Below are 13,568 nucleotides of genomic sequence, written 5' to 3'. Positions count from 1 at the left end.
GTTCGCAAATTGAGAACGTTTTAAAACATTTGAATAAGTCATCTCAATGACATCCACTGATTTTCCCGCGATCGATGATCCACCCAGCGATGTGCCGACTAGGCGCTCGTCGAAGGAACGTCAACAGCCAGGCAGAGAAAATCAGCAATCAATAGAGGCTCAGCCGGAAACAAAGACTGCTTCGGGAAATCATCCCGGGGCAAAGGATCACGAAGAGCGACCATTTATTTTGTTGTTACTCAAACGCGATTCGCAGAGCTGGAATGAATTTGTTGAACGATACGAACGATTAATCGTCAGCCGTATTCTTTCTACCTGTCGAGAGTGCGGCCTGTCTCCTCGGCCCGATCTGGTAGAAGATTGCGCAGCGGAAGTGATGGCGGCTTTGTTTCAGAACGAGATGCAGGGACTGCGTCAGTTTCAGGGACGCAGTAAACTGTCGACCTGGCTGGCGGTGATTGTACGGCGGACCACCTTAAACGTGCTGCGACGACAACAGCGGGATAATGAGAAAATTCGTCCCAACGATAGCCAGTTCGATATTGCCACCGTTCCCGACCCGTTTTCTCAAGGAACCATCGACTTACCTGCGGAAGAGCGCGTTCAACTTCAGGCTTGTATGACTCAGTTAAAGCAAACGGACCGACAGGCACTGGTGATGTACTTTGATCAGAAATTGAGTTATGCCGAAATTGGACACACCCTAGGCATTACAGAAAATGCCGTCGGCCCGAAATTGCACCGTGCCCAAAAACGATTGAAAAAACTAATGAAAGCCAGTAGCAAACAAACATGAACCCGAATCAATCGCAACTTCTGACATTAATCAAACTGCGGGAAGGTCATCTTTCCGACGCAGAAGGTTTGTCGGTGCGCGAGCAGTTAGCCTCGGATTCGCTTTTGTTACAGCACTGGAAAACGCTTTCCCAGTTATACCAGGAGCCTGTTAAATCCATTCAGGTTTTGCAGCACTCAGGCGTTGACGCAGAATCCGTCGCTGCATTCGTAGAAGACGATATGAGTTCTGATCAACGGGATGCATTCGAATCGGAGTGCTGGGAACAGGCGGAATTACTTCGCGAAGTCATCGCCGCCTATCAGGTAGCACATTTCGATGTGAGTTCAATTCGTATTCCCGATGAATACGCACAGCATGCTTCGCAATCATCGCAGCGGATGCGTGATATTCTCTCTGAGCAGACTAACACTGGGCAGACTGAATTAGCCGATACGGTATGCACTGAAGCAGACTACCTGGCTCCGATTGAAGACCAGCAGCAAACCGTTTTGGAATCGGCAGAAACAGCATCAAGCGAACCAGAACCGTCGTCCGTCAAAACTCGTCCTCAACGCCGCCTCTCGCAGAAGAAGCGAAACGGGGCACTCTGGTTCTCTGTCGCAGTCGCTGTGGTCGTGATTGTCATCCTGCCAACTTATTTTGTGTTCGTTCATCAGCCTGCCAGGACCTCGATCACTAAAACGCCATCTCCTCTGGTTCCAACTCCCGACTTAAAGCCGAACCAGCCTTTCGATGTTGAACTGGCTCCCGAACTGGCAGCAGTCCCTAAGCCGAAACCAGAGGTTCACAGACCACCAGATTCGCCTGAAATGATTCCCCGGACTCCCGACAGAGAGAATGGACTCAACGCAAAACCGCTGGTCGCACAGAAACCACAGGATGCCCCGGCGACACCGATCAAACTATCGGTTAACTGGACGAAACTGGCGGGGATTATCGGTTTGAAAACGGATCGCAGTTCTCCCTGGAAAGGTATCCTGGCGGATGGCACCACACTGAAAACCGACCAGACGATGTATCTGGAACTGCGCACCTTGCCCTTCAGTTGGTTGCAGGGAACACTTGATACAGGACAGGAACTGGTGATGGACGCCAATTCCGAAATCCAACTTTCCATTCAGGTCATCCTGTCGAAAGCGAAACAGCCATCCGACAACACACGGCGGCAGACTATTCTCGATTTGCAATTAGACGCAGGCAAAGTCGCCTTTACGCATCTTCAGGCAGGTGATGTTCTGCGGCTGCAGCAGCAACGGCAGGAGTGGCTGGTTGAAGTGAAACAGGATGATACAGCGATCGGTTTTTTGCAGCAGGGGGATAACAGAAGAGAATTGATGGCCTTTGCAGGGGAAGTTCTTGTCACTGTTCCATTATCAGAGCAGCAGGTTTCATTAAAAGTAGATCAAATGCTTCTGATCAAAGATCAGTCTGTCAGTCTGCCTTTGAAGCTGACGGGCAAACAAAACTGGCGCTCAACACCGTCAGGAGTCTTGAAGTTGAAACCATCATTGATTGAACGCATGAATCAGAGCGAAAATTTACTGGCTTCCCTGATGACGGTGCCTGCAGGTCAATCGGGGCTGGTAGTGCTTGCCAGTACGAATCTCGGTTTCACACTCGATCCCACGGTCGCCGTGCCACGCGCTACCTCGTCACCATCAGAAATACAACGGACCGCCGCCATTGAATGGTTACTGGCGGCGAAAGACAATCCGACAACGCGTGCAGTCTGGAACCGGGTAAAAGTGATCGAGAATACGACGACGCCCACCGTACCTCTCCAAACCTGGTTTCAAATGGCACAACGGAAGGTACCCGGAACCCAGCAGCTTCTCAGAGAACTTTCATTGGGGCTGGGAGCGAAGCAGCCTCTCTTCGTCCGACAATGTTCAATTCATTTCTTGAGACAGCTCACGCGTCAGCGCTTTGCTGAGTATGATCCCAGCAAGCCCACACTGGCCGCCGTCAACAGCGTCAGGCAGAAACTCAGGCGGGCAACCGGTAATACAGGCCGACCCTCGGGCAACACAAACCGCCGTCAACGGTGACCTGGATCTGACTCGGTCTTGTTTTTGATAACGAAGTCTCGTTATTTATCTTCTGAGTACGAAGCATGTTAGACACAAGCCTGTGAGGCGTGTTATAATAATCGGGTTACGCAATGGGTAGGTGTTTTTATGACTCAAATGGGTGGTATTGCGTAAAATTAATGCTCGCAGTGAACCCTCTACAGCGTAAGAGATTCAGGCGATATCAGATCAAATCCGGTAAATTGTGGGTGTTCATGACATCACAAGTAACAGAGTCTCGTAGCAGCGATCAGAAAACCAGGCGGCGCTCCTCCAGAATCATCGTGGGAGGCCTGTGTGTGGTGATTGTTCTTGCTGGTTTGATCTTTGGGAAATCAGTCTGGATCACGTTCTGTCAGTGGCAGGCAGAACGAAATCTGCAGTCGCGCGATGCCGAAGCGGCATTGAGTTGGATTTCCAAAGCTTATCAGGCAGACTCTCAGAATACGGAAACTCTGTTAATCCTGGCGCGTGCCCATCGTCGTGCTCACGACGTGGAACCTGCCGTTAAATATCTGAAGATGTTATTTAAGCGCGCCGGTCCCTCAGAAGAGTTACATCGCGAACAGTGGCTTGTGGAAGCGCAAGTGGGAGATCTCACCAACCTGGAACAGCATCTGGCCGATATGTTGATCGACCCGAGAGGGCATGCGCAGGACATCTGTGAGACATTCGTGAACAGTTGCATTTTGAATTACCGTTTTCATGATGCGATCAGAATGATCGAAGTCTGGCAAGCGGACTTTCCCAATGACCCTCTCCCGCATTACTACCATGGCCGTATTCTCGAGCATCAGGGCGACTGGGAGAATGCAGCGAATGAATTCAACGCGGCGTTGAAAATTTCTCCAGAGCATATTCCCTCTGCCTATAATCTGGCGCGTGTGAAGTTATCACATAATCAGGTTGATGCAGCACTGGAAAACTATCAACAATGCACAAAAAATCAAAAGGAACATGCAGCCGCTTTAGTAGGCATCGCGCGCTGTTTGAGGATGAAGCAGGATGCAGACGCCGCCAGAGAAGTGTTGAAGCAAGCGCAGCAAGTTCCGGAACAGCAGCGGCTGAAGGATTTTCGCACTGTCGGAGATCCCGCTTATGTGGCCAGGAATGCAATCCTGCTGGAATTGGGACAATTGGAACTGTCGTCAGGTAATTACAAACAAGCGGTCTCTGATTTAGAAGAAGCGATTAAGCTGAATCCCAAAGATCGCAAGGCCCGGCTCGCCTTAGCCGATGCGTACCGAGGATCAGGAATGCTTGAGAAAGCAGAACAGCAAATTCAAATCGTTCAGAAAACACAGCAGGCCATCAAGCGTCTGGATGAGTGTTTCGACCTGCTTCAAAAAGACCTGGATAACGCCGACCTGCGTGCTGAGATCGGACAGATTTTCCTGGAACATATTTCGGAAAATCAGGGAGTCGTCTGGCTGAAAAATGCACTCTATTATAACCCCCAGCATCAGCAGGCCAAACAAGCCTTGGATGATTATTATGCAAAACAACGTTCCCGGGCAACGCAGTAAATCATTCAGTATGATTTGACTCAACCGAGATTTCGACGAGAGGTGTTCTCATTCAACGATTTTCTGTGTACAGCATGTTGCTCGTGGTTTTATGGGGCTGTCATTCCCAGCCGCCGGTCAGTCCACCTGTCGAGGGGAAAAGTGCGGAAACCGCCGTGCCAACGACTTCTCACATCAAGTTTCTTGACATCACCGATTCCCTTGGAATTGAGTTTGAATACCACAATGATCAACAGGCTGAGACCTATGCGATTCTGGAGTCAATCGGAGGAGGTGTCGCCGTTTGGGACTATGACCTTAACGGGTACGTCGATCTGTTATTTCCGGGAGGCGGTTCGTTTACCGGTGGGAAGCAACTTGCCGGACTTCCCTCGGCGCTGTTCAGTCAGGTCTCAGCAGGCCAGTATGAGAACCAGAGTCTAAATTCCGGAATATCACCAAGCCCCTATTATTCGCATGGCTGTTCTGTCGCCGATTATGACAACGACGGATTTCCGGATCTTGTCATCACAGGTTACGGGGGGATTCTTTGCTGGCATAATCAGGGAGATGGTACGTTCGAAGAAGTGGCGCAAGTGTCGGGATTGATTGATCCCAGCTGGAGCACCTCCGCGGGATGGGGAGATTTAAATGGCGATGGAGCGCTGGATCTGTATCTGGCACACTATGTGGACTGGTCTTTCGAGAATGATCCAGTATGTGGTGATCCCTCTGGAAAGAGAGATGTTTGCCCTCCCCGACAATTTACGGGTTTGGATGACCGTGTGTTTTTTAGCAACGGAGATGGAACGTTTCGAGATGCCTCACGCGAGGCGGGGCTGGTTGAAAAGGGTAAAGGTCTGGGCGTGATTCTGGGAGATGTTGACGGCGATCTCGATCTTGATATCTATGTGGCCAATGATACGACCAATAATGTGCTCTACCTCAATGATGGGAAAGGGAACCTGCTGGAAGCGGGGCTGGCACGGGGAGTCGCCGTTGATGACCAGGCGGTTGCAAACGGAAGTATGGGAGTGGATCTCAGCGATTTTAATTTGGATGGCCTGCCGGATCTGTGGGTCGCCAACTATGAATCAGAGGCATTTGCGCTTTATAAAAATATCGGGAAAGGGCAGTTTCTTTATGCCAGCCGTGAGACGGGCGTGAGCGCTATCGGGAATCTCTTTGTGGGATTTGGGACGCAGTTTGGCGATTTTGATTCTGACGGAGACGAAGACATTGTTGTGACGAACGGGCATGTGATTCATGCGCCCCGACATACGACCGTTCGGCAATTGCCTCTCTTACTAGAAAATCAGGCAGGTCAATTTCAGCGGTTGAATTTTGACAAAACCAATTATCTGGGACAGTTACATTATGGACGCGGGGTCGTCACTGATGATCTTGATAATGACGGGGATTTAGATCTCGTCTTCGCCAACTGCAATGAACGGGCTGCGATTCTTGAGAATCAAACGCAACCTCAATCACAGTCGTTCAAAATTCGGTTGGTTGGTACAGAATCGAATCGAGACGCAATCGGCGCCAGGGTGACATTTCATACGAGTAAAGGGGATCGCTCCCGATTTGTCACCGGTGGCGGAAGTTATTTATCACAGGGTAGTTACGTAGTGCATTGTGGTCTACCACCGGGCGGAAAGATTCAGGGGATCACGGTCCACTGGCCATCCGGAAAGACGCAGACTGAAACAAAAATACCTCCCAATCAACGGCTGACGTTTATTGAGTGATATCTACTCTCCTAAGGGGAATTTAAGGGAATTCGTTTGAAATAAGAGAAAAATATTGAGCGAAAGATGCTTTTAGTTATGATGTGCTAGGTGTTATTTTTTAAGCTGTAGGTGGGAATACTAGTTTGGGAATACAAATCATCTATGGTCTAGTCATTTTATTATTGAGGGGAGAGTTCAATGAAGCGTCTCATTCGACATCGTGGTTTTACGTTAATCGAATTGCTGGTGGTGATAGCCATCATTGCAATTCTGATTGCGTTGTTACTTCCCGCCGTTCAACAGGCCCGTGAAGCAGCCCGCCGTTCTACCTGTAAAAATAATCTCAAGCAGTTGGGGCTGGCGATGCACAACTACCATGATGCGCATCGTATGTTTCCGATTTCTAACACGCCCTCCGTACATGATTCAGGTACCTTGGGAAGTTGGTCGTGGCGTGGTATGAGTGCCCATGCATTACTTCTGCCTTATATGGATCAGGCCGGTCTCTACAATCAGATCGACTGGAATGTACGCTATGATATGGCACCAAATAATACACTTGATAACACAAAAATCCCCGCATTTTTGTGTCCTTCCGATTTAAAATATCCCGGCGGGGATCCCGGCAATAATTATGTTGTGAGTGCCGGACCCTCAATGTATTGGAAAGTTGGCTTTGGCGATCAAGTCGGGATGTTTAATGACCGCAAGCCCGTTCGCGTGAGCGATGTGCTGGATGGAACATCAAACACGATCGCGGCCAGTGAAAGTACTGTCGGCGATAACAACGGTAGTAAATTCAATGTAAAAACAGACCTCGTTCGCGCCCAGGCTCTTCCATTTTCAGAACGGAGTTTTGTTTCCAGAGCAAATCTGGATGCCTATGGGACGCAATGTCTGTCGGGAACCACTAACACTCACAGTCATGTGAATCGAGAATGGATGAATGGCATTGGTGGCCAAACTATTTTCAACACATTGAACGTGCCGAACTCACCCAATCCGGATTGCCATCCCTGTTCTGGCTGTGGTTGGTATGATTCGGCCGGAGTTTGGACTGCCCGCAGTCGGCATACGGGCGGGGTTCATGTTTTGATGGGCGATGGAGCTGTCCGTTTTGCCAGCGATAATATTGATTTCACTGTGTGGCAGTCTCTCGGTTCAGCCGCTGGTGAGGAGACGGTTGGCGAATGGTGAGCCAGTCTGTTTAAAACATTTCGTTTTTCATAAGAGCGATTCTCAGTCACATGAGTCTCGCTCTTTTTTTATTCTCTGGAACGATTATCAACGACTCAAAATTAAGCGATCGGACAGAACCGTTTTTTATCTGCTTGTTCCATTTCACGTTTCTCCGTGATCTTGCTTTTTAAAGTTAACTGTGCAAGTGGACAGAGATATTGAGATCGGTATTTCAAGTCTTAGATTTTGAATTTGTTAGCTATTTGTAGCATGGGCAGGGTACTGGGGTTTAGGTGATATGTACTGGCGTGGATGTGAATTGCGTCAAAATCAATTGTATGTATTGTTAACTAATTCTGTGTGCATCTCAACGTAAAATTAAAGGGAAACATAAGTTGCTATAAGTACGTCTTTTTATCTAATATGGTACCAGTACTATATTTTATTAAGTAAATGCTGATACTGATCCGAGGATTGGTTAAGGCGTCCATACGGACTAATTTATTATTTTTTTACTAATTTTATGGGAGAGTATGATGAAGCGACTAGTTCGACGAGGGTTTACGCTGATTGAATTGCTGGTGGTGATTGCCATCATCGCGATTCTGATTGCGTTACTGTTGCCCGCAGTACAACAGGCTCGTGAAGCGGCCCGCCGTTCCACCTGTAAGAACAATCTAAAGCAGTTCGGCCTGGCGATGCATAATTACCATGACGCACATGGAATGTTTCCGATCGCCAATGTGCCCACGCAGCACGGTTCCTGCGCAGGTGCTTGTACCTGGCGTGGGATGAGTGCCCATGCCCTGCTTCTGCCTTATATGGATCAAGCCAATATCTACAACCAGATCGACTTCAATGTCCGCTATGATATGGCACCCAATAATACGGTTGATAACACGATTATCCCCGCATTTTTGTGTCCCTCTGATTTAAAGTACTCAGACGGAAATCCCGGTAACAATTATGTTGTCAGCGCGGGCCCATCCTTGTGGTGGCGTGTCGGCCAGGGGGATCAAGTCGGGATGTTTAATTTCAGCAAACCAACACGTCTTAGAGATGTGCTGGATGGTTCATCGAATACCATTGCGGCTTCTGAAAGAACCGTCGGTGACAATAATGGTAGCAAGTTCAACGTGAAAACAGACCTGGTTCGTTCTCAGGCGTTTCCAGGTGGGATGCCTAATTCCTACGCGACCAAGGCCCAGCTTGACGCTTATGGTGTGCAAGCTCTGACCGGGACGACCAATACTCACAGTCATGTAAACCGGGAATGGATGAATGGCATTGGTGGTCAAACCGTGTTCAACACCTTGAATGTACCTAACTCACCTAACCCAGATGCCCATCCTTGTGGTGGTTGTGGCTGGTACGATTCTGCGGGAGTTTGGTCCGCACGTAGTCGGCATACGGGCGGGGCTCATGTCTTGATGGGCGATGGCGCTGTCAGATTTGCCAGCGATAACATCGACACCAATCTCTGGCAGCATCTCGGGTCGACCTCCGGTGAAGAAGTGGTTGGCGAGTGGTAAGACAAACTCTTTGAGTGTTTAAGTTTTTAAAAGAGCGATTCTCGTGATGATGAGTGTCGCTCTTTTTTAATTCCTATTTCTGCGGGTTCCACAGACTGTTCACAGTGAAACGTAGCCTGAGTAAACTTATATCTTATAACTCAACTAATTTTCGATCGACAAAGGACCAGAAACATGAAAGCAATTCCGACAATTTTATTACTGTTTGTACTGACTTGCGTAGGCTGTGGTGGCGCTGGTAGTGGCGACGGTGATCCAGTTGCTGAAACAAACAATATCACTTCAACCGCCGACATGAAATCAGCCTTGGAGTCGATAGCACAAACAGGTGAAATGGGGAGTGCTGCGATGGGATTTCGTGAAACGTTGGATGGGTTGAAGCAATCGGATGCAGCGAAAGCCGAAAAACTGCTTACCGATCTGGAGAAGCTGGAAGCTGCCTCAACACCAGCAGCGACCAAAAAAATTGCAAAACAAATGGCTGATCAGCTTTAAACTCAGCGACGACATTGACCAAAGCCCTTGATCGAATACTTCAATCAAGGGCTTTTTTCATGTGGATACTTCTGTAGAAGTCAATTGAGAAAGCCACGTTATGTTAGACACAATCTGGGATCATATGATATAATTCCGATGTAATGTGCAGGGAATGCTCATCTCCCTGGGATAGAAAACTCGATTGGAATCATGGTTGGCGATATGAAGCATCCTTCAGCAAAGCTGAGATCAAAGTTGCAGTCACATGCAGCAGCACGACGCGATTTTTTGAAGATCGGCCTGGGTGGGTTTGGTAGCCTTTCCCTGCCGGGGCTGTATCAGTTGCAGGCTGCGACGAAGCAGGCCAACGCAACAAAGAAACCGAAAGAGCGAACGGCCGTGATTCTGGTCTGGTGCCGTGGCGGTATGAGCCATTTGGAGACCTATGATCCCAAACCCGAAGCGGCTTCCGATTATAAAGGCCCTTATTCTCCCATCGCGACCAAGACAGAAGGCCTGTATTTAGGCGAACTGCTGCCGCGACATGCCCAGATTTCCGATAAGTTTTCGATTCTACGTTCCATCAGTCATACGGGTGGCGGCCATCCAGCCGGCTCATTACAGGTTCTCGGGGGTGACAAAGATCGGATCGATAAACAAAAGCCAAAACTGCCTGACTTCATGTCAGTGGCCAATTATCTGCGACGCGATACGACCGGAAACGTGCTGCCCAACTACATCGGCGTGAATGCCATTACCAATTATGACAGCTTTCAGATTGCCGGTCCGACTTATCTGGGGCCGGGAGCAGGGCCGTTCCAGATCCAGGGAGATCCCAGCAAACCAAACTTTAATGTGCCTAACATCGGGCTCACTGATCAGGAGGAAACTCAGCGGATCACCAAACGGATTTCCTTACGACAAAGCTTAGATCATTTTCGCCGCGACCTGGACCTGGAAGGCGCGATGGAGGCGATGGATCAATTTGAATCGCAGGCAACGAATCTGCTGACCAGCAAACAGGCAGCCGAAGCCTTCGATTTATCTCGCGAGCCTCAATACGTTCGCGATCGTTATGGAATGCATCAATGGGGACAGCAATGCCTGATGGCGCGGCGGCTGGTGGAAGCGGGAGTGGAGATTATCACCACTGAGCTTTCTGGTCCGCTCTGTGGTCGGGTCGGGAACTGGGACGATCATGCGGTCAATCAGCATGTGTTTGACGCGCTTAAATATCGGGCTCCCTTTTTTGATCAGGCGGTCACAGCTTTGATCGAAGATGTCTATGATCGTGGTCTCAATGAGCGTGTGCTCGTCATTGTCGCCGGAGAATTTGGCCGTACGCCTCGGATTTCTTATGCAAAAAGTACCGGTGCCGGGATTGCCAGTGGCACAGCGGGAACGAAGCAGCCTGGGCGGGATCATTGGCCGAACGCCAACTCCATGCTGTTTGCCGGAGGCGGTATTCGCACCGGCCAGATCATTGGCGCCACCGATGGAAAAGGAGAAGGTCCTGTCGAACGGGCCGTCGGACCACAAGATTTCCTGGCGACGATCTACGCACACCTGGGCATTGATTATGCCAACACGTTCCTGCCGGACTTTACCGGGCGACCGACTCCGATTGTGACACAAGGCCACGCTATTACTGAGCTCGCTGGCCGTGCTTAGTTCCCTAATCAGGATAAAAAAACAGCCCTCTGTTGTTGATAGCAGAGGGCTGTTTTGCGATTTATTTTTCAGCGATTTATTTTTCTGTGATTTATTTTTCTTTGATGGCATACAACCGGTCAAAGGAGCGTAAATAGATCACTCCTTCGCTGATCGCAGGAGTCGAATAGAACGTACCCGGCAGTTGATTTTCAGCGATGACATCTCCGCTGTCGGCATCAATCACCGTGCAAAGACCATCTGTGCTGAGGAAATAAACTTTTCCATCACCGGCGACCAGTGCTGAGAAGTATTCCCCTTTCATGCGTTTCTTCCAGAGTGGTTCTCCGTCTTTCAAATTCAAACAGGTTGCGATGCCATTCTGGCTCACCATATAAAGTTTGTCATCCAGAATCAGCGGAGTCGAAGAATCAGCGGTGGACACGTCATACTTCCATAACAGGCCGGATTTGGTGATATTGCCTGAGGCACCTTGTTTGAAGGCCTTGATGTATCCCAGTCCGCCACCTCCCGGATTTCCCGTTGTCGCAATGACAAGGTTCGAGTTCGCTACGGGAGCCGCGATGATCCGCCCGAATGGGCTGGGGATATCCAGACCACCGGCGATCCAGAGCTGTTTTCCCGTTTGTGGATTGTAGGCGTTCACATGATCGGAACCGGAAACCAGCAGTTCAGTTTTGTCGCCGTTTTGAAAAATGGTGGGAGTCGAATAGGCGTCGGCTCCATCTTTTTGAGCAGGCAGCTTCCGATTGGCTTTCCAGACTTCCTTTCCGGTCTGTTTGTCAAAGGCGACGACATAAGAGGGGCCTTTGGTCATGCAGGTGACGAATAACAGGTTGCCCCATAAACGGGGCGTCGAACCCATGCCGAATGTAATATTGTAAGGGCCGTAGTCTTTGACCAGATCCCGTTTCCAGACGATTTCTCCGGATTCGGCATCCAGACACACCAACAGACCCGAACCGAAAAATGCCCAGATATTCTGTTCATCAGCAATCGGCGAAGGGGTGGCTGGATTATGACGGTGCGCCCACAGATTGCGTGGTCCTGGAGCAGACAACGACCCTGAACCAACTTTGACTTTACGGATTTCCTGGCCGCTCTTGCGATCAAGGGAAATAATCCACAGCCCGTTATCATCGGTTTTCGAAGTGAGATCAATCCGATTAGCGGTCACAGCGGGAGAAGAATTCGCACGTCCCGGCAGCGCAACAGACCAGAGGAGACCCTCTTGTTCCGACCATTTCGCAGGCAGGTTCTTCTCGGTGGAAATACCACTGCCTGTCGCTCCGCGAAATTGAGGCCAGGTCTCTGCTTGAACGAGTGCAGGGATCAATAGGGAAACCATGATGGCGGGAATCAACAGTCCAGAAAATCGCATGGAAAAACTCCTGAATTGGTGTGTTGGTATGTATGATAATTTTGAGCAAGTTCAATGATGTAATCTATCAAACACGTTCCTTTAACGATGTAATGTATCTCACACATTACCGGCAGAATTATTCTTCACGCTGGGGGCGTGTCATCAGTGTTTGTGTCGCGTCGTCCGGCGATTTGCCTTCAAACAGGACCCTGTAGATTTCCGTGGTGATCGGCATATCGAGCCCTTTCTCGTCGGCGAGGTCGTATACGCTCCGCGTTGTATTCACTCCTTCTGCCACTGCGTCCATGCTGGAGAGAATCTGTTTCAGCGATTCTCCCTGTCCCAGACGTTCTCCCAGTTTGCGATTGCGGCCGAACGGGCTCATACAGGTCGTAATCAAATCGCCGACGCCAGCCAGGCCGGAGAAGGTGGAAGGTTCCGCGCCCAGTGCTGAACCGAAGCGGTTCATTTCCACCAGACCACGGGTCATGATTGCCGACTTGGCATTATCGCCGTACTTTCCACCGTCACAGATACCGGCGGCAATCGCAATCACATTCTTCAAGGCTCCTGCTAATTCGACTCCGACAATATCCACATTCGTATAAACGCGGAATCGATCTGTGCTGAACAGCTTCTGGGTTTGTTTGGCAAGTTGAATATCACCGCTGGCAGCCACGACGCTGGCCGGCAGACGGCGGGCGATTTCTTCCGCATGGCTCGGGCCTCCCAGCGCGACCACAGGGCGAGGCCCCAGAACATCGGCGATAATTTCGCTGGGACGATAAAACGTCTCTTGCTCAATCCCTTTAACGACGCTGATGACGGGAGTCCCATTCTGGAGATGGGGAGCCAGCGTGTGCAGCGCTGCTCTGAGAAACTCTGTGGGAATGGCAACAACCAGAAAGTCGGCGTCTGCCACTGCTTCATCAATATCTGATGTGAAATGAATGGCTTCCGAAAGTGTGACACCGGGAAGCAGTCGTTTGTTTTCGCGATGCGTTCTCAGATCTTCCGCAATCGCGGGTTTGCGAACCCACATGGAAACAGCAACGTCCGAAGATTCCGTGAGTAACGCTGCGCAGGCAGTTGCCATCCCACCACCACCCAAAATTGCAACTTTTGTATCCATAAAACATCCATCTTTCATTTCTGAGCCTGAATCGTCTTAATTATTCACCGATGATAGAGATCCCTCCCGTTTACTGCAGCATGACAGGAAGAATACTCATGATCCGAA

Annotated in this window: 10 protein-coding genes; 8 read left to right on the top strand and 2 right to left on the bottom strand. The window is 49.8% G+C overall.

The window, feature by feature from the left end; translation table 11 throughout:
* Positions 1 to 46 precede the first annotated feature (46 nt).
* From AAC022_RS00710 to AAC022_RS00675, 8 genes are all read left to right on the top strand, one after another.
* A complete protein-coding gene (locus tag AAC022_RS00710; RefSeq protein ID WP_339727000.1) occupies positions 47 to 796 on the top strand; it encodes an RNA polymerase sigma factor in 750 nt (249 codons plus the stop codon).
* Positions 793 to 2,847, top strand: a complete 2,055-nt coding sequence (locus tag AAC022_RS00705; RefSeq protein WP_339726998.1) for a hypothetical protein — start codon at positions 793 to 795, stop codon at positions 2,845 to 2,847. The genes AAC022_RS00710 and AAC022_RS00705 overlap by 4 nt, the downstream gene beginning before the upstream one ends.
* 236 nt (positions 2,848 to 3,083) lie before the next feature.
* Positions 3,084 to 4,394, top strand: a complete 1,311-nt coding sequence (locus AAC022_RS00700) for a tetratricopeptide repeat protein (protein ID WP_339726996.1) — start codon at positions 3,084 to 3,086, stop codon at positions 4,392 to 4,394.
* Between the two features lie 155 nt (positions 4,395 to 4,549).
* Positions 4,550 to 6,124, top strand: coding sequence for a CRTAC1 family protein (locus tag AAC022_RS00695; RefSeq protein WP_339726994.1), 1,575 nt, complete (start codon positions 4,550 to 4,552; stop codon positions 6,122 to 6,124).
* A 180-nt stretch (positions 6,125 to 6,304) separates the two neighbouring features.
* Positions 6,305 to 7,303: a DUF1559 domain-containing protein gene (locus AAC022_RS00690; protein WP_339726992.1), complete on the top strand. Its 999-nt coding sequence runs from the start codon at positions 6,305 to 6,307 to the stop codon at positions 7,301 to 7,303.
* Positions 7,304 to 7,818: 515 nt separating this feature from the next.
* Positions 7,819 to 8,817, top strand: a complete 999-nt coding sequence (locus AAC022_RS00685) for a DUF1559 domain-containing protein (RefSeq protein WP_339726990.1) — start codon at positions 7,819 to 7,821, stop codon at positions 8,815 to 8,817.
* Positions 8,818 to 8,991: 174 nt separating this feature from the next.
* Positions 8,992 to 9,312, top strand: a complete 321-nt coding sequence (locus AAC022_RS00680; protein WP_339726988.1) for a hypothetical protein — start codon at positions 8,992 to 8,994, stop codon at positions 9,310 to 9,312.
* Between the two features lie 204 nt (positions 9,313 to 9,516).
* Positions 9,517 to 10,965, top strand: a complete 1,449-nt coding sequence (locus AAC022_RS00675) for a DUF1501 domain-containing protein (protein WP_339726986.1) — start codon at positions 9,517 to 9,519, stop codon at positions 10,963 to 10,965.
* A gap of 91 nt (positions 10,966 to 11,056) precedes the next feature.
* Here the strand turns inward: AAC022_RS00675 and AAC022_RS00670 are convergent, their stop codons facing one another.
* Together AAC022_RS00670 and AAC022_RS00665 are read right to left on the bottom strand one after the other, a co-directional pair.
* The gene (locus AAC022_RS00670; protein WP_339726984.1) at positions 11,057 to 12,346 is read right to left on the bottom strand and encodes a PQQ-binding-like beta-propeller repeat protein; all 1,290 of its coding nucleotides are present in this window, start codon (positions 12,344 to 12,346) and stop codon (positions 11,057 to 11,059) included.
* A gap of 118 nt (positions 12,347 to 12,464) precedes the next feature.
* The gene (locus tag AAC022_RS00665; protein WP_339726982.1) at positions 12,465 to 13,460 is read right to left on the bottom strand and encodes an NAD(P)H-dependent glycerol-3-phosphate dehydrogenase; all 996 of its coding nucleotides are present in this window, start codon (positions 13,458 to 13,460) and stop codon (positions 12,465 to 12,467) included.
* Positions 13,461 to 13,568: the final 108 nt, after the last annotated feature.

This window comes from uncultured Gimesia sp. (assembly GCF_963976445.1).
Lineage (GTDB): Bacteria > Planctomycetota > Planctomycetia > Planctomycetales > Planctomycetaceae > Gimesia.
Note: the sequence above shows the minus strand (reverse complement) of the source record. Positions and strands in the feature narration are given on the sequence as shown.